Below are 16,661 nucleotides of genomic sequence, written 5' to 3'. Positions count from 1 at the left end.
AAATCACATTTCAAATCTATTACCAATTACCAGCATTTCTGTTCATGCTTATTTAAAATAATTCTAAACTAAGTGAAAACACAAGCCCTACAAACCCTCTTATATAAAGACTTTAGAAAGAACACAAGATCTACTTAAATAAAAATTACGTAGAAATACTGAATCTTTTGCAATCATATCTAATTATTTTTGAATAAACAAAATTGATAACAATGGATAGCTTAAAAAACAAACAATTATTTCTAAAAAAAGAGATGAGTTTTGCAATGGTATCCCGAAAAGTGTGACAGACTTAGTGAATCAACAGGTTGCTCCTCCCAGTGGGAGCTGAAGATACTTTAACATCAAATTTTAACGAAATGATTATTAACAAAATCCTCAACGTCGATGATTATTATTTCGACGTGTTTATGTCGATCTCAGAAGCGCTCACCGGATTCTCTGCTAACGAACTACAGTCTACCGGTCTGGCTACTGATTATTACACCTACATTTTAAAGAGCTTAGAAGGAGCCACCTTCGTAGAATTCCTTACGATTTCTAAGGATATTCTTGATAAGGCGACCACAGAAGATGAACTAAAGAACGCTATTAAATTAACAATTATAGCTAATTCCGGAATGAATGACATGGCTGGAAAACTGATGACGCTTTGGTATCTGGGAACCTGGGAAGGTGCCTATATTAACGATCGTTCTTACAAAGAAGGTCTTGTCTGGAACGTTATGCACGCTCATCCGCCTGGTGCTAAACAACCTGGTTATAAATCATGGAATATTCAACCTGTAAACAGTAACTCATGAGACAGAACGAAACAAAAAAAGATGTGATCATCGTAGGAACGGGGATCGCAGGATCATTGATCGCAAAACTTCTTACCGATCATGTATTTGACAGCACAAAGGGAAAAATGGTTCATCGTGCGGATGCTCAGAAGTCTGATAACACTCAAGAATTATCTGTCCTGATGTTTGAAGCAGGGCTGGAAGCAGGAACGGAACTGGATTCCGTATCATCTATGACCAATTATAATGAATATATCCGTACTTATTATATGGAGGCGGCAAAAGTTCCCAATTCTCCGTATCCCAATCTGAAACAGGCACCTTCACCCAACGTGCTGGATATGGAACAAATTACCCCTCCGTTTCCTGACAAAACTGGATATCTGGTACAGTTCGGACCTATGCCGTTTGCCAGTGATGCCATCAGAGTTGGTGGAGGAACAACTCTTCACTGGCTGGGAACAACTCCAAGGATGCTCCCTAACGACTTTAAGCTGACGGACAAATACGGGATTAAGGTAGATCATCCTAATAGTAAGGAAAAAACTCCCATCAACTGGCCTATAGAGTATGAGGAATTAAAGCCTTATTATGAAATGGCAGAGTTTGAAATCGGGGTTTCCGGTAATGTTTCGAGACAGGAATATCCTATTTCTGAAAGTATGGAACAATATTATGGTGATTATGTTTTCCCAATGAAAGAAATTCCTCAGAGCTATATGGATCAAAAGATCATTGACGGGCTTGCAGGAACAAGCGTTCAGCTAAATTCTGAAAATATCCCGCTATTATTGGTACCATCACCGCAGGGAAGAAATTCTATTCCAAATCCTAAATACGGAAATACAAGGATCATTAAAGCTGAAACACAGGATACAGGCTACAAACTTGTTCTGGACAGTTCTGAAAAAGAGGAATATAAAGCTTTAGGCTCTGTATGGAACCCTTACATGGGAGAACGTTGTGAAGGAAATGCTTCATGTGTACCGATCTGCCCTGTTCAGGCTAAATACAATGCATTAAAGACTTTGAAAAAAGCTCTATACAAAATCAATGAAAACAATAACCTCAGCAGAAATCATAATCTTGAAATAAAAGCTCAAAGTGTTGTCTACAAGCTAAGTGTGGATCAGAATGATAAGGATAAGATTTCAAAAGTTCATGTTAGAAGATACACTTCAAAGGATAAAACGGATTTTATAGAAGAATCATTCGACACTTCGAACACGATAGTCATTCTGGCAGCCAATGCTTTTGAGAATCCAAAGATCTTATTGAATTCTAAATACATGGTAATGGAAAACGGTAAAAAAGTTGAAAAAACAGCGGCTAACCGTAGTGATCAGGTAGGAAGAAATCTGATGGATCATATGGTGATGCTTACGTGGGGGCTTTTCCCTGAAGCTGTTTACCCGTACAGAGGTCCTGGTTCTACAACCAATATATCGTCTTTCCGTGATGGAAATTTCAGAGGAGATTTTTCTGCATGGATTTCTCCGCTTGACAATTGGGGCTGGGGCTGGCCAGCATTTTCTCCGGGATCTGATGTGGGAGAGTTTATCGGAAAAGGATTTTTTGGGGCAGAGTTACGAAATGCTTTAACAGATAGGCTTTCCCGCCAGGTTTTATTTCATTTTGAAATTGAGCAGCTTCCACACCCCAACAACAGAGTAACGATTAATGATCAGTATATGGATGCTTTAGGAATTCCGCGCCCTGTGATTCATTATGCTTTGACAGATTATGAAATGAAGGCTATGGAACAGGCAAAATCAGCTTCAGACCAGATGTTTGAAAGACTGGGTATTAAAGATTTCACGTCCTACACCGAGGCTGACAAAAACTCTGTCATTTACAATGGAGTAAGATATTCTTACAACGGAGCGGGTCATATCGTTGGTACTCACAGAATGGGTTCTTCACCAGATGATTCTGTAACAAACAGCTATTGTAAATCCTGGGATCACCCGAATTTATATATCGTGGGAGCCGGAAACATGACCACTCTGGGAACTTCAAATCCTACTTTAACTTTATCTGCATTCACTATTCGCTCGGTGGAATCTATATTAACTGACCTTGAAACTCAACTTAAAAATTAAAATCATGAGACAAAGACTTATCAATAAAACAGAACCACAGGAAACTTCATTACCATCTTCCAGAATGGCTGGCAGAAGCGCCGTTGTTGCTGAAGCTACATCATTACAATCTTTATTATTTGATTCAAATATTAGCAGAGAAGAATGGATTGAAGGATTAAAGCATCACAGTAAAATTTTAACTAATCTTTTGCTTAACGACCAGGTTAAAGAATTCGATCAGTATTTAAGATCTGAATTTAGCTCTGAACTTCATGTAGGAAAAAAAGGATTAAAAGACATTGATTACCGTCCGGTTTTACAGGACCTTCTGCAAACAGCTATTCTTATTGAACACTCTACAATTCCACCTTATCTTACTGCTTTATATTCAATTCAGGATGGAACCAATGCACTAGCTTCTCAAATCATCAGAAGTGTTGCCGTGGAAGAGATGCTGCACCTGATCATGGTTTGTAATGTTTTGAATGCTATTAATATTCAACCTTCTGTCAATAAGCAGCAAAACTACCCTACCTACCCTATGAAACTGCCTATGAATGTTGATTTCTACATAGGTTTAGAAACATTTTCAACAAATAGTATTGCGACATTTATTGCTATTGAAAGCCCAAGCAATTCTTTGGTAAAGGCTCCGAAATCAGCTCCTGAAGTTGAATCAGAAAGGGTATTTGCTTCAAGATCTGTAGCACAGCAGGAAAGTAATTTCTGGACTCTGGAAAACATGAAGGGCTTCATTATGGAAAACGTACATACGATTGGTGAATATTATGATGTTTTATTTTTCTATATCACTATTTTCCAGATTATTGCTTATTACAACGAGCATGGTACTCTTCCACAAAGCTTCAATGATATTAATACGGGAGGTATTTTCACCGGAGATCCTGCAAAACAAATTCGTCCTGAACAATATTATGGAAGTGGAGGAAAATTACATTCTGTAGAAGCTTTGGAAGGTGTAATCGCAGTTTTCCAGGAAATCAAAGGACAGGGAGAAGGCGCTGATGATTCTATTTTTGATGTTGATCCGTCTCAGTTTGAAGAAGGTGCAGAACTGGCTCATTATTTTAGATTTAAAGAGATTTTCCATGAACATTTTTATGTGGGCGGAAACTACGAACCTTTTATGGACGAAAATGGAATGATGCCTGTAACAACCCCTCCAACAGGAAAAGCACTGGAAGTTAACTGGAATGCAGCCTATCCTATGAAAGAAAACCCTAAACTGAGCGATTATTCCGACAATGCAGAATTACACGCTCAGGGAGTTGAATTCAATAAGACTTACAGAAAATTGCTAGATGCTATTCAAAGTGCAGTGGAAGGAAATCAAAGGGAACTTGAAAAATCAATTATGTATATGTATGCGCTGAAGGAACAGGCTGTTAATCTACTGAAACAACCTTTGAATTCCCAGTATAATGCGGGACCGACTTTTGAATACACTGATCTATAATCATAAAACTAATATACCATGCTTAAACGTAAAAAAGAAAATCTCGGGGCGGACGGACAGCTTCTCCGTAAAAGAGCAAGTGAAAGCCTAAGTTATTTAGCTCAATTGATGGACGGCTACACAAAACTTGCCATTGATGATCCTGTGACTCCTTTTAAAGAAGAAAATCTTGACGAAATAGGAAGAAATGTAGATTATGGTATTCTGGAAGCCCTGAACGGCACTTGGGTGAGTTATAATGCGAATTACAACGAAAATATTACCAAGCCTTCATTAGCAAGCGGAATTCATACCACCATTATGCCTTCTCCAGGTACAAACCCGGGAACAATTCCCGGAAAGTTCAGCTTCGACTGTGAGGAATATATTGAAAAATTAACCTTTTCTCTGGTTCCGGGCGGTGTCCGTAACCGTGGTGGCGCAAGTGAATTGTTTTGTGGAGCTGTTAAATATGAACAAACCATAAAAAGTGTCAATAAAATAGAAGGACAGGAAGCTTTAAAATATACTCCTATTCATGAAGAGAACGGAATGTACCTATGGCTGAGTGATGTTTATAATCACGCTGCCACCAAAGAATCTATTGAGCGAGATCGTGGAATTCATGCTGAATCGACATCGGATGAGAAAAATTACGGTTATAAAGGAAGATATAGAGACGAGCCTCTTTTAAGAATTTCTCCGGACGGACAAGAAAAGAAATATATTCTGCAAAGTGAATTACAGCCGGACCAACCTTATTATGAAATCATTCCCGCACAGGAATTAAAGCCGGGCGCAGGGCTTGACGGTCCTTATTTCATCCCCGACTACTCTATTTCACGAAGCGGTGTGATTCCTCACGGTAGTACCATTACATTGTTGGGTGATATTGCTCCTCAAGGAAATAGTTATCTGATCACAGGTTCTCCCGTATTCCCTTATGGCAAAGAAGCATGGCAGCCTAAGCATCTTTCTATTTCACGTACAATGGGAGGCGCAGGAGTAAAGCCTGATGATCTTATCGATCTTGATAAGCCGGCTCCAGCCTGGGTACACGAAACTCTGGATGATGTAAACGACAATGGTTCTAATAAAATCTACACTCAGCGAATTCTTGCCGATGATCTGTATCCTTATTCCGTAAGACCGGATTTAAGGCTTCGTGATACATTAAAAGGTCAGGAAGTGAGTAATTATGTTCACGTTAAAATGACTTCAAAAATGAAAACCGGTGCACAGGGAGGAATTTTAAATGTTCCGTTTGTAAACCGCTTTGTTCCCACTGTGAATGTGGATATGCATATGTGGATAGAAACTGTTGTTGAAAACGGGAAAGATATCCTTCAGCTGCAATATGAGCAAATCGTATTCTTTGAATTTGATTTTGGAAATGATGGAGGTACTACAAGATGGCCTCATATTCAGACCAATACACTGCGTAAACTTGAAGACATCCCTGAGGATCAGAGAAAGGTAATTGAAGAGCAATTCTTTGTACAACCGGACATTATCACAGGCAATACTGCTAATCCACCTGCCGGATGCCCTTATCACAAAGAGTAAATCATCTATCGACTATAGAAAATAAAGAGGTAAGCAATTGCCTCTTTTTTATTTTGAATATATAGGGTCGCAGAACATATGCTAAAGATTGTCATAGCTTTGTTTCAACAGGAAAGATACTGCTCCTTTAATTTTATCCCGACCTTTAAGAGTGTTAACGTCTATTCCGCAAAAAACACTTCCATTTATTTCAGCATACATATTCAGATAGTAAAGCCCTGAAACCATAATAGCCAATATTGCCCGAAAATCTTCACAACGATCTTCAAAGTAAGAATCGATCATCAGATTGAAAATATATTCTCCATTTTCTTCCTGAGTGTCAGTAAGCTTCCTTAGTGCCTTTCTGGGTTCGGATAAACGCCAGAGTAATAGCTTCTGAGCTTCTTTATTTTTATACACATAATCATACTGGGTAAGCAGCATTTCTTCCATAAAAGCTTTCCCGCCGTCATCTAATCTTGGTTTAATTTTCCTAACCTCATCTATAGTCATTTTGCTCCAGTAATCCTGTGACCGAATATATTCATCGATCAAATCATTTATACCACCAAAATAGGTATAAATCATTTTCTTATCTACTCCTGCGGTGGCAGCAATATCGTTTATTTTTAAAGCTGTATATCCTTTTGTTCTTAGGATTTTCCCTACTGCATCAAGAAATTTCTCTTTGCTCCGCTCCCTATTCCGGATAGTACCTGCTACTGATTTTCGTTCCATGATTAGTCATTCAATTTTACAAGTTTATGAATTTTTTTAAAATTTTAGACACTAATTAGTGTCTTATTTTATTTTTTTATATATTTGCACAAACTAACAACCATTCTATATATTTTAAAACACTGTCTAGGATGAGAAAAAAGTAAACCTATTTCGAACACTAAGGGTAAAAGCACTAAATGTAAACAGCACTACTAGATTTCTAATAGTGCTGTTTTTTTATTTCAAAATGTAGCTTAAATCAACTGTAAGAAGTTCTATGACTTAGACTTTTCATCTATTTTATGCAAATTATCATAGCTTTGTTCTACTAAAAAAGATATTGCCCTTTTAATTCTTTCACGTCCTTCAGTAGAATTCATGTCAAGCCCACAAAAGATACTCCCGTTTACAGAAGCAAAAATATTCAGATAATACAGCCCTGAAACCATGATAGCCATTACCGCACGAAAATCTTCTGATTTCTCAAGAAAATGAGGTTCAAAGATGTTTTCAAAAATATGTTCTCCATTTTCTTCCTGAGTATCTATAAGTTTCCTTAAAGATTTTCGGGGTTCAGAGATACTCCAAAGTAATAATTTTTGAGCTTCTTTATTTTTATAGACATACTCAAATTGGGACAAAAGCATTTCTTCGATAAACTCTTTTCCTCCATCATTGATATTGGGTATTATTTTATCAATTTTATCATCTGTCACTTTAATCCAGTAGTCCTGTGAACGAATATATTCATCGATCAAACCATCCATTCCACCAAAATAGGTATAGATCATTTTCTTGTCTACTCCTGCTGTAGAAGCAATATCATTCACTTTTAATCCTGCATAACCCTTAGTTTTCAGAATTTTTCCAACAGCATCCAAAAACTTCTTTTTACTACGTTCTTTATTACGGATACTGCCTGCTGCTGATTTTCTTTCCATGATGCGTGATTCAATTCTACAAGTTTATGAATTTTTTTTGTCATTTTAGACACTACTAAGTGTCTTATTTTGTATATTTGCGCAAACTAAACCATTCTATATATAGAAAAGCACCATTTAGGATGAAAAAAATTTTGATTATGTTAATAGTTAATTAATGAATTAAAGTTCAAAAACCACGCGTAAGATTAAACAAAAAGCCTCTGAACCGGCATAAGCTGGCAAAAAGAGATGAATTGAATGATCTTCCGCAGACAGAATTCCCTCAGGAAACATAGTGTGAAGAAATGTTGATTAATACAATTAATGATTAGGTATTTGAAGCAGCAATGATGATTGCTGTAATAAAACAAATTATTTTTTCGGATACCAATCACAAGGTAAAAACACTAGATGCAAACAGCACTATTAGATCTCTAATGATGCTGTTTTTATTTTAATTATTTTAACCATTATTGTAAAAACGAATAACAAAAAAACTTAATATCATGAAAAAAATTCTTATTCTATGCAGTTTTGTAGCTTTAGCTTCCTGCTCAAATCCTACTGATAAAAAATATAATGAAGCTACGATGGCTGAAGACTTACAAGCTATTGTCCAAAGCAAAAAATGGAATGAACAAGATGCGGGGCTATTTGCAGCCTGGCTGATAAGGTCGAAATTGAAAGGAGAATCACTGGAAAACAAGACTTACCAAGGCATTTTGGAGGAAGCAAAAAAATATAAAACTGAAGAAGCTGCAAAACAGTAAAATTAGTCAACAGTATAAATGGAAAAGAGATAAACTTATGCGGTCTGTCTCTTTCTACCTTTTTCTAAATTCATTTTTTGAATTTCTCTTCATCAATTCTCTTATTTTAAAATTTCTCAAATCATATTTTGAAAAATTTAACTTTATTTTAACATTTCAAATATTGTTGAATTATTATTCTTAAAGATCAATTCTTCAAATTTTACAATATTTTTCTATTTTCCTTATTATCAATATATTTCATCCATTAATTCTTTAGTTTTTAAATTTTTCATTCATTAAAAACACCTTTTCACAGCTTACATTTAAGATAATTTAGGCAAAAATCGATCATTATGATGGGAAGGTTCTATCAAATAAAGCTATTTTTTGGCATAATTAAGCCTATATTTACCAAAATTTAATTTATAATGAATTATAAGCTTGAGCTCAATACGCAGGAGCCTAACTCTAAAATTGTTTTTCACAACATCATATTTGATGCATTCAAAATTAATCTGGTTGAAAGATATATAGGATCAATGAAGGCTCGTCCTACATTATGTGAGGTTTTATTTAAGGTAAGAACTATAGATAATGAGATGATCAGCAGAAAAGATGGCAATACAAGAGTTAAGATTAAGGGGGATGATTTTGAAACTTATCAAAGATTAGCAAGAGTACTGAGTTCTTACGAATACAAAAACAAGTTGTTGAACAGAAAAGAAGCAGAGCAAAACTATGTTCATTTCATTCTAAGTCTTGTTATTGCTAATTATAATCTGAATTAATATTTTTCTTATCGGCACAAATTACATTTTTGTGACCTTTTATAATTTGCATCTATTTTCATATATAACATCTTATCTCTTAATTTTACATTTTGGGCTGGATGATATTACTTTCCAAAACTTAAATTTGTTACGAAAATAGTTTAAAACTATACAATAATATAGCCTAGCAGTATTCCAGGAGACTGCTAGGCTATAAAGCTATTGGTATTATTTGCTATTTAAGCAAATGAGAATGGTTTGCATATATGATATCATTGGATTTACGTTCAAAATGCTGAACGGCAGGACCGCCAAGATATATTACTTTTATATCGTCATGGTAAGCTACACGGGTAATATCCGGAGGGGTTACATATATTCCCCATTTGATATATCCATGCTGTCCTCCAAATCCATCACCAGAATAAGTTCTGTAATTTGTCTTTTCATCCACTAATGTATACTCATTTTGACCGGGCAGCTTCATATAGGTTTTCATATATCCTGTGTTTGTCGTGGTCCATTTCACATCGATTCTGAAATGCATCCACTGATTTACGTAAGGTCTGACATCGGAAAGAATATCGATTGAAGGAACGTTATTTTCAGTTGCAAATCTTAATCGTAATGCATTTCGTTGTGTTCTGACCTGAAGCGGAACTCCTGCTCCACCGGAAACTTTTAACTGAAAAATATTAGTCTCATTGATAGGATCTCCTGCTTTCCAAGGTGTCCAATCTTTCAAAAGTACACTAAATTCATATCGCCTCTCGTCACCAGGCAAAAAATTCGCTACTTTAAGAAGGTTTGCGCTACTCTCGCTTCTCCAATTATCATTAGAATAGTATCCTGTATTTCCATACATAACTTTATGTGCGATAGCATAATTTCCTGTCGCACCAGGCTGTACAATATAAGCTGCATCTGACGCTGTAGCATTTGTTATAATTACTCCTGTAATTCCAGAATCCAAGAGCCCGTTTTCGTAATTCATATTCAGCAATACATCACCAGGTATCTGAGCATGAGCGTGATTAACTCCTAAAACAGTTAAAAAAAACAAGATGTTTCTTTTTGTATAGACACTGGATAGGATATCTTTAATTTGACTAACCATATTGATTGATAGTTTTCTATTTTTTGGGTATTACTATTTACTTTTTCAGATCAAATTTAATTCATTTATCTTAGAATTATGTAGTATTATTCAGACTTACCAGAAAAACAGAAGAGAAAAGACTTTTCATCCTTACAAAAAGAGAACATTAAAACCCAAAAATTAAAATGATACCAAATAAGCTTATAAAAGATCTTTAAGAAAAAACCTCCAAACAAGCACTCCGACAATAATTACTAAAGTTATTTCAATCAACCAAGGAAAAAATTGAGATTCAGCACTTCTTAATACTTGACTTGTAGTATTTAAATCAGCAGGATCAACAGTTAAAAGCATAGGAATTAATTTTGTTTAGGATACAAAAAAAAACATCTCCTTGACATCAGGAAAACAATAAGCACTGACACTAGAAAAGAAATCGAAGAATTACTAACCAAACTAAAAAAAGAATCATAAGAGAAAAAAAGAATATTTGATCAGGTAGATGACATTCATGTTGGTAACTTGTAAAAAATGGAAAGAGCTGAGTTAATATCGCTCTTTATTCCAAAATAACAAGGCAATTAATGCCAAAATAATAAGCACTCCAATAATGCCATAGTAAACAAGATCGCCGATTTGAGTGAGTAATTTAATAAGACCTTCCATAACAATTAATTTAAATGAAAAACTTTGAATATAAAAGTCCCAATAGAGCAATTATTAATACACCTATTGGGTAACGGTAATATCTAGACGGAATTAAATTTGTGTTTTCGGTGGAAATAGCTTGAATAATCAGATTTCCAATCCAAATAGTAACAACTCCGATCACACCCGCGTACAAAATATATCTACATATCATATTGAATATATCCTTGAAAGCGTCAACTATTCCTAAACCATCTAAAAACATACTGTTTATTTTCGACTAAAATAATAAAAATAATCACACAAAAGTGATTACAATTACAAAAAAACAAAACAATGGCAAAGGAAAAGTAATAAAAAAGCCCTATGTTTTAGGGCTTAATATATTTTTTGGCAGTTCTGTCTTTCCAACAACTAAAAATTCTAAATATTCGCACATAGGACATGACATACTTTTTAAATAAAGTGAATCGCTTAGAACAGCTGTTAAAGGCAGTTCCGATGCTGTATAATACTTGTCATTAATTAACTGTTGGTTTATATGGGTCTCGCATACTGAAATACCGTTTTTGTCTTTAGGCATACTATAAGTTTTATGGTTAAAGTACATAGTTACAAAAAATACTAAAAAAAGAATATTAATTAAATTCAACAAAAATGAAAACACTTGAACTAAAATTAAATAAAAGACTCCTTATTGTGGAGTTTGACGATATGGATCATTTAGAAAACGTAATATCATGCGACAAACAAGCTATCAGATTTTGCACCGATGATGATCAGCCGACAAAACCTCATATGCAAAGGCTCCGATCTTACTGAGGATGTTGCAAAGGGGCTAGTTGAAGGCGAATTACAGACAGCTCATATGTTTGGTCAAGTTGTTTTTAAATTATACAATTATAATGGAATAAATTTAAAAACATTTGCTTGGACTAATAATACTTTAGAGTCCTTCAATTCTGCCATTGAGTCTAATGGTTACCATTGGGGAGAGAATCCAGAAGGTGATCAACCTCACAACACTGGATTAGTGAATTCATATCCTACAGGTCATGCGTTAATGGATGTATCTTTAGAAGAATCTAAAAAATGGATCGATGCCGAGTCCAGAACCTTCAAACCTGAGAAATGTTTAATATTTGAAATACTGTAAAGGTTCATGACTTTACATTAAGTATTAATGATATTAAGACCATATGATAAGTTAAAAGCCTCTAAAAATGAAGTCATTGAGCAAACAATAAAAGAATAACAAGTAAATGTTATTTAATTCTAAAAATCCCTCTAATTGAGGGATTAAATCTAAAAATCTGGACATTCTAATGTATTGGTATCCCAATAACATTGAGGATTATCAGAACCTGGACAATGCATTGGTTTAGAACCAGGGGGACATAATTTTTGACCGCCATTAATTTTTCTTAATTTCTCCTTAGAGATTCTCTTTAAGTTTTTCACTGTATTAGTTTTAATTGTTAACACTCAAATATATAAATTATTCTCTATTTAGAGATTTAACATAATAAAATAAATATTACGGAAACCCATAATATAAACCCACACAACAAAAGTAAATTAGTAAGATGAAGATCAAACACCAAAATTCACTTATTCTTGCAACTATATCTGCTTTAAATAGCACAGTATTGGGAAAAGGAATAAAAGCAACTCATAACATAAAACTAAAAAGAGGTGTTTATGACTCGCAATTAGAATTCAGCCGAAAAGACACCGAAACTATAAATCCAATTGACTTTTTCATGCTTGGATATTACATTGAAAGAGATTACGATAAATAGTATCTTTGTCAAAACTTTTAATTATGAAAATTATTATTTCTTTTCTATCAATTTTCACATGCGCTTTTTGCTTTGGACAGTCCGATTGGAGTTATATTGGTTCATCAGTCAATAAAATGGACTACTATATTAAAGATATAAGAAAAACGTATAAAGATGATGTCTATTCAATATGGTTAAAGATTGAATATCCTGAAAAAAAGGTTAAGAATAAGAAAGGACAATGGACTACAGTAGCTGGAAACCATACAATAAGCAGTTCGAATATTAATTGTACAGAAAAAGAGACAAAGCTAGATAGGGTAATTAAATATAGTAATAAAGGGATTGTTTTAAAAGATCAAACCATGTATTCTGAATGGGAGAGAATTATACCTGAATCTATGGCTGAAGCTGTCTTTAATTTCGTCTGCGGAGAACCGGAATAGAATTAAAATCGAAAGTATAATAGCTCAGATATTGCTTTGATATAAAGTGGCAATATAGCCTGCCTGTTTATTTGCTTTTGTCAAAAAAAATCACTATCTTGAAGTATGAAAAAAAATGATATTCAGGACAATATAACACACGCGGGCAAAGTTAACGAACGAACTAAAGCCATAGAAATACTTGAAAAAGCAAAGAAAGTACAAGGAAAAATAACATTCCTTAAACAAGGAGTAGGTAGAAATTTTAAACCGAAAAATGAAGAAGAGTTAAAGGATTAAATTTTATTTCTCTATATCTTTAAGCCATGGACAACATGGAAGAAAATTTCCCACTGTTAATTCAGGTGAATTAGTCAATACTTAATCTAACAGTTATAATTAAATAACTTTAAAACAGATCAAGTATTGACTAATTCATATTATGGGAAACCGTAACATTGGTTTACTAGGAATTACATATCTTAAAATAAAAAATAATTTTATGAAGAAAATAATATTGTTTTCAGTTATTTCCCTGACCTTTATTATGCTTTTAAACTCTTGCTCAGACTTTAACAAAAAAGGCAAACCGCTATTCAAGGATTTATTAGAATTATATGATCTTTCCCTTACAAAATGTAAAACCATCCAGCTAGTATGGTCAAGTGCAATATTTGAAAAAAAATATGCTCTTGCTACTACGAAAAATTTTGATGATTATTATGTTCCTGATTTTAATTTCGCAATGTTTAGAATGGAGAAAGACACAACTATTAGCAGTATAAATACAAATATTGACTCATTAACTTCTAAAGTTTCTAAAAACGTAAAAACGATTTCAGATAAGAAAAATCCATCCTACGACAAATTACTTTCTCTGTATACCAACGTAATTGAATTAAGTAAAAACGCAAGAACTCCAAACGGAAGTCTGCAATCTTTTACCAAAGATATCAATCAAAAAGAAAGTCAGATAAACATGTTAATTACAGAAATAAAAGCAAGAAATCCGGAGTTTGAAGACTCTAAGGAATAATTTTAACCTTTACCGAAAGGATGAAAAGGGAAATGAGATTATAATAGGATATCTTAAAAAGTAGTTTCGGTTAGGAATAAGAAAGAAATAAAAATGCCCCGACTTTCCGGGGCTATATTTTTGTCTTTATCCGTTTTCGGGGGTATTATCGGGGTGTATAAATAAAAATGCCCCTAAAATAGGGGCGATTAGTGACCGCAGAAGGATTCGAACCCTCACTGTCGGAGCCGAAATCCGAAGTTCTATCCATTAAACTATGCAGCCGTATTCATGAGGAATGAATGATAAGTAATGAGGAATTTCAAAATTACCTATCATTCATTGCTTATTACATATATTTTAGAAAGTAATCTTTACTCCTCCCAGAATCTGAGCACCCAGAACCTTATATCCTTTGTACGTCTGGTACTTTGAGCTTAGAAGATTATTTCCGAGTGCGAAAATACTGAAATTTTTGTGAATTTTATACTCCGCAGAAAGATTTAAATCCGCATAACCACCAACTTTATCGTTAGTATTTTCCGTAGACTGGAAAATCATGTTTGGACCTCCTACTCCTTCAATAGCATAAGAATTTGTTGTTCTGTCACTTGCAAAGATTCCTTTGAAGCCTAACAATAATTTCTTGTCCAGCATTGTATATTTTGCTCCGATGCTTGCATTCAGTAAAGGAACGTTATAAATGTTCTCAAAATTCTTTAAATTATACTTTGTAAACCTTACTTCTCCATCAATCATTAAGTTTTCCAGTGGGAAATACTGTACACTTCCTTTGATATCACTTACATTACCATCATCATATACCGCAGTAAATGTATTGGCAAAATCATAAGCAGAACGGTTAAGAGTATAAACATTGTCAAAAAGAGTATTTGCCTTAAAGAACATAATGTCTTTCATCTTTCCGAAGCCTGCAGAGAAGTCATATTTTAAAGTTTCATCGATATCTCCTCTCAGACCTACATAGAAGTGATATTTTGTCTCTGTTGGCTTTAAATACTGATCTGATATAATATAAGGATTCGCCTGTAAAAGATCTCCGTAAGTATTTAGTTTAAGACCTCCGTCTACCCCACCATAGAATTTAAATTCTTTAGCAGCTGCAACCTGAAATTCTGCTTGTGGGAACCAGTAAGTCTTATTGTTTTTTATTTGTTCCATCTGGATATTGGAATTCTTAGCATTCAGGAAAGAGAATGAAGATCCCAATGTTAAATAAGACTCTCCTTTTCTGAAGGTCACTTTTGGAACTAAGCTGGTATTAAAGAAGTTGGAAGAGTTCTTGTTTCCTATCTCAAAATCTGTTTTTACCGCTTCTAAACCTACTCCTAAATCAGCATTCAGATTGATTCCTGATTTCCCTAATTCTACAGCATGCTTAGAAAGGTTGGCAAGAATGGAAACCTGGTTTTCCTGAGCATCAAAATGATCCTTTAAGAACGAAGACTTCACTCTTACATCATTTAAAATCTCATTAGAATAAAAATCGTAGTATCCATTAACCTTAAACTGATTAACTTTTTGCTTCAAATCAACATCTCCTGACGGTTGTAAAGCGTAAATACCATAGTAATTATAATTATTTAACCCATATTCAGCATTGATATTGAATTTCCCTTTTTCTCCATAAGAATTAAGGAAAGCTCCAATAGTCGCAGAAGTTTGTTTTGATTTCCAGTCGTAATCTTTTTTAAGACCACTTGTAGATAGTAAATGAACATCTGCTCCTACTTCAAATTTATTTTCAAGGGTTTTGGAAACATTTCCGTCCAAAAGGATTTTTCCGTAATTCCCCATTCCAAACTGAACATAGTTATTCTGAGCTGTTCCGTCAAATTTTGGAGCCACATCTTCTCCCTGGATCGTTGACGTTTTGAAATCAGAAACCGCAGGAACGTCTGTGATGCTATATTTCACAGGGTTCTGAGATTTTTCTTCCGGTGGATAGTTTTTAATGGTTTCCACAGAAGTCTTCTTCTTTTCGATCTTCTTCACCTCCGGCTCTCGCTTTTTATTAAGAACCAGTTTTTCCTCCTTGATCTGGGAAAACGCCACTGACGAAACTCCTAGAAATAATATAGATAATAATTGAATTTTCTTGTTCATATTTTCTTAATTTGAAAAATATAACGGGATCTATTTATTGGAAGCAATATAACTTCCTAACAATGCTTTCCCTGACTGTTTTGAAAAAGTTTTGCCTATTCTGAATATATTAAACAGCCAAAAGCTTTGATAAACTTGTAAATTGTATTGATTATTTTTCGTTGTATTATTCTCAGCAATATCATAGCTGTAAGAAACATCATAAGGAAATACAGACGGTAGCAAACCTACTGTAAGCATACTTCCAATAATAGGATTTCCACACGCAGGAGTATAAATTTTCATTGGATGTAATGTTAATTTCGCTGCATTTGTGCTGTCCTCTACAACTTCATAAATATCGGAATGTTTTAAAATCTTATATTCTTTCGTAAGTTCTTTATTCGCAACAAAAACCTTTTGTTTGGGAAAGTCTGCCTTTGCTTTTCTGTACTCTTTAGAAGTAACACTATAAGCAGGAATACAACTCCATAAGGAAGCCGAAACCAAAAAAGAATATGTTACAATTTTAAACATCTCCCTGAT

Annotated in this window: 17 protein-coding genes and 1 tRNA gene; 11 read left to right on the top strand and 7 right to left on the bottom strand. The window is 34.2% G+C overall.

What is annotated here, in order from left to right:
• The first annotated feature begins 359 nt into the window (after positions 1 to 359).
• The 4 genes from BBI01_RS02980 to BBI01_RS02965 are packed head-to-tail and all read left to right on the top strand — an operon-like array spanning position 360 to position 5,891.
• Positions 360 to 803, top strand: coding sequence for a hypothetical protein (locus tag BBI01_RS02980; RefSeq protein WP_123862062.1), 444 nt, complete (start codon positions 360 to 362; stop codon positions 801 to 803).
• Positions 800 to 2,887 (top strand): GMC oxidoreductase, encoded by a 2,088-nt coding sequence (locus BBI01_RS02975; RefSeq protein WP_065393184.1) that lies wholly within the window; start codon positions 800 to 802, stop codon positions 2,885 to 2,887. The genes BBI01_RS02980 and BBI01_RS02975 overlap by 4 nt, the downstream gene beginning before the upstream one ends.
• 4 nt (positions 2,888 to 2,891) lie before the next feature.
• Positions 2,892 to 4,346, top strand: coding sequence for a ferritin-like domain-containing protein (locus BBI01_RS02970; protein ID WP_123862061.1), 1,455 nt, complete (start codon positions 2,892 to 2,894; stop codon positions 4,344 to 4,346).
• An 18-nt stretch (positions 4,347 to 4,364) separates the two neighbouring features.
• Entirely contained in the window at positions 4,365 to 5,891 is a 1,527-nt protein-coding gene (locus BBI01_RS02965) for a peroxidase, FMP-type (protein WP_065393182.1), read from the top strand.
• A gap of 81 nt (positions 5,892 to 5,972) precedes the next feature.
• On the opposite strand, the gene BBI01_RS02960 is transcribed toward BBI01_RS02965, so the two are convergent.
• A complete protein-coding gene (locus BBI01_RS02960; RefSeq protein ID WP_065393181.1) occupies positions 5,973 to 6,611 on the bottom strand; it encodes a TetR/AcrR family transcriptional regulator in 639 nt (212 codons plus the stop codon).
• Positions 6,612 to 6,868: 257 nt separating this feature from the next.
• Positions 6,869 to 7,534: a TetR/AcrR family transcriptional regulator gene (locus BBI01_RS02955; RefSeq protein ID WP_065393180.1), complete on the bottom strand. Its 666-nt coding sequence runs from the start codon at positions 7,532 to 7,534 to the stop codon at positions 6,869 to 6,871.
• A 488-nt stretch (positions 7,535 to 8,022) separates the two neighbouring features.
• Here BBI01_RS02955 and BBI01_RS02950 point away from each other — a divergent pair, with 488 nt between their 5' ends.
• Entirely contained in the window at positions 8,023 to 8,286 is a 264-nt protein-coding gene (locus BBI01_RS02950; RefSeq protein WP_065393179.1) for a hypothetical protein, read from the top strand.
• 410 nt (positions 8,287 to 8,696) lie between these two features.
• The gene (locus tag BBI01_RS02945) at positions 8,697 to 9,056 is read left to right on the top strand and encodes a prevent-host-death protein (RefSeq protein ID WP_065393178.1); all 360 of its coding nucleotides are present in this window, start codon (positions 8,697 to 8,699) and stop codon (positions 9,054 to 9,056) included.
• 217 nt (positions 9,057 to 9,273) lie between these two features.
• On the opposite strand, the gene BBI01_RS02940 is transcribed toward BBI01_RS02945, so the two are convergent.
• Together BBI01_RS02940 and BBI01_RS22690 are read right to left on the bottom strand one after the other, a co-directional pair.
• The gene (locus tag BBI01_RS02940) at positions 9,274 to 10,101 is read right to left on the bottom strand and encodes a heparin lyase I family protein (RefSeq protein WP_165602212.1); all 828 of its coding nucleotides are present in this window, start codon (positions 10,099 to 10,101) and stop codon (positions 9,274 to 9,276) included.
• A gap of 237 nt (positions 10,102 to 10,338) precedes the next feature.
• On the bottom strand, positions 10,339 to 10,491 hold the full coding sequence (locus tag BBI01_RS22690) for a hypothetical protein (RefSeq protein ID WP_165602211.1): 153 nt from the start codon (positions 10,489 to 10,491) through the stop codon (positions 10,339 to 10,341).
• A 1,066-nt stretch (positions 10,492 to 11,557) separates the two neighbouring features.
• Here BBI01_RS22690 and BBI01_RS02925 point away from each other — a divergent pair.
• The 5 genes from BBI01_RS02925 (at position 11,558) to BBI01_RS02910 (ending at position 14,030) form a co-directional block, all read left to right on the top strand.
• Positions 11,558 to 11,941 (top strand): hypothetical protein, encoded by a 384-nt coding sequence (locus tag BBI01_RS02925; protein WP_065393174.1) that lies wholly within the window; start codon positions 11,558 to 11,560, stop codon positions 11,939 to 11,941.
• A gap of 430 nt (positions 11,942 to 12,371) precedes the next feature.
• Positions 12,372 to 12,587: a hypothetical protein gene (locus BBI01_RS02920; protein WP_065393173.1), complete on the top strand. Its 216-nt coding sequence runs from the start codon at positions 12,372 to 12,374 to the stop codon at positions 12,585 to 12,587.
• Positions 12,588 to 12,610: 23 nt separating this feature from the next.
• On the top strand, positions 12,611 to 13,015 hold the full coding sequence (locus tag BBI01_RS02915) for a surface-adhesin E family protein (RefSeq protein WP_065393172.1): 405 nt from the start codon (positions 12,611 to 12,613) through the stop codon (positions 13,013 to 13,015).
• 105 nt (positions 13,016 to 13,120) lie between these two features.
• A complete protein-coding gene (locus BBI01_RS22685; RefSeq protein WP_165602210.1) occupies positions 13,121 to 13,294 on the top strand; it encodes a hypothetical protein in 174 nt (57 codons plus the stop codon).
• A gap of 202 nt (positions 13,295 to 13,496) precedes the next feature.
• Complete coding sequence (locus BBI01_RS02910; RefSeq protein ID WP_123862059.1) at positions 13,497 to 14,030, top strand: hypothetical protein; 534 nt, start codon at positions 13,497 to 13,499, stop codon at positions 14,028 to 14,030.
• 192 nt (positions 14,031 to 14,222) lie between these two features.
• Here the strand turns inward: BBI01_RS02910 and BBI01_RS02905 are convergent.
• The 3 genes from BBI01_RS02905 to BBI01_RS02895 form a co-directional block, all read right to left on the bottom strand.
• Positions 14,223 to 14,294 (bottom strand) — tRNA-Arg (locus tag BBI01_RS02905).
• Positions 14,295 to 14,369: 75 nt separating this feature from the next.
• Positions 14,370 to 16,136, bottom strand: a complete 1,767-nt coding sequence (locus tag BBI01_RS02900; RefSeq protein WP_065393170.1) for a TonB-dependent receptor — start codon at positions 16,134 to 16,136, stop codon at positions 14,370 to 14,372.
• 30 nt (positions 16,137 to 16,166) lie between these two features.
• The gene (locus tag BBI01_RS02895) at positions 16,167 to 16,652 is read right to left on the bottom strand and encodes a hypothetical protein (protein ID WP_065393169.1); all 486 of its coding nucleotides are present in this window, start codon (positions 16,650 to 16,652) and stop codon (positions 16,167 to 16,169) included.
• Positions 16,653 to 16,661 lie beyond the last annotated feature (9 nt).

It is taken from the genome of Chryseobacterium artocarpi (genome assembly GCF_001684975.1).
In the GTDB taxonomy this organism is placed as follows: domain Bacteria; phylum Bacteroidota; class Bacteroidia; order Flavobacteriales; family Weeksellaceae; genus Chryseobacterium; species Chryseobacterium artocarpi.
Note: the sequence above shows the minus strand (reverse complement) of the source record. Positions and strands in the feature narration are given on the sequence as shown.

Bases quoted from the DNA above. Each gene is read 5' to 3' on its own strand.
- BBI01_RS02980 (WP_123862062.1), top strand. From the start codon at position 360: ATGATTATTAACAAAATCCTCAACGTCGATGATTATTATTTCGACGTG.
- BBI01_RS02975 (WP_065393184.1), top strand. From the start codon at position 800: ATGAGACAGAACGAAACAAAAAAAGATGTGATCATCGTAGGAACGGGG.
- BBI01_RS02970 (WP_123862061.1), top strand. From the start codon at position 2,892: ATGAGACAAAGACTTATCAATAAAACAGAACCACAGGAAACTTCATTA.
- BBI01_RS02965 (WP_065393182.1), top strand. From the start codon at position 4,365: ATGCTTAAACGTAAAAAAGAAAATCTCGGGGCGGACGGACAGCTTCTC.
- BBI01_RS02960 (WP_065393181.1), bottom strand. From the start codon at position 6,611: ATGGAACGAAAATCAGTAGCAGGTACTATCCGGAATAGGGAGCGGAGC.
- BBI01_RS02955 (WP_065393180.1), bottom strand. From the start codon at position 7,534: ATGGAAAGAAAATCAGCAGCAGGCAGTATCCGTAATAAAGAACGTAGT.
- BBI01_RS02950 (WP_065393179.1), top strand. From the start codon at position 8,023: ATGAAAAAAATTCTTATTCTATGCAGTTTTGTAGCTTTAGCTTCCTGC.
- BBI01_RS02945 (WP_065393178.1), top strand. From the start codon at position 8,697: ATGAATTATAAGCTTGAGCTCAATACGCAGGAGCCTAACTCTAAAATT.
- BBI01_RS22690 (WP_165602211.1), bottom strand. From the start codon at position 10,491: ATGCTTTTAACTGTTGATCCTGCTGATTTAAATACTACAAGTCAAGTA.
- BBI01_RS02925 (WP_065393174.1), top strand. From the start codon at position 11,558: ATGATGATCAGCCGACAAAACCTCATATGCAAAGGCTCCGATCTTACT.
- BBI01_RS02920 (WP_065393173.1), top strand. From the start codon at position 12,372: ATGAAGATCAAACACCAAAATTCACTTATTCTTGCAACTATATCTGCT.
- BBI01_RS02915 (WP_065393172.1), top strand. From the start codon at position 12,611: ATGAAAATTATTATTTCTTTTCTATCAATTTTCACATGCGCTTTTTGC.
- BBI01_RS22685 (WP_165602210.1), top strand. From the start codon at position 13,121: ATGAAAAAAAATGATATTCAGGACAATATAACACACGCGGGCAAAGTT.
- BBI01_RS02910 (WP_123862059.1), top strand. From the start codon at position 13,497: ATGAAGAAAATAATATTGTTTTCAGTTATTTCCCTGACCTTTATTATG.
- BBI01_RS02900 (WP_065393170.1), bottom strand. From the start codon at position 16,136: ATGAACAAGAAAATTCAATTATTATCTATATTATTTCTAGGAGTTTCG.
- BBI01_RS02895 (WP_065393169.1), bottom strand. From the start codon at position 16,652: ATGTTTAAAATTGTAACATATTCTTTTTTGGTTTCGGCTTCCTTATGG.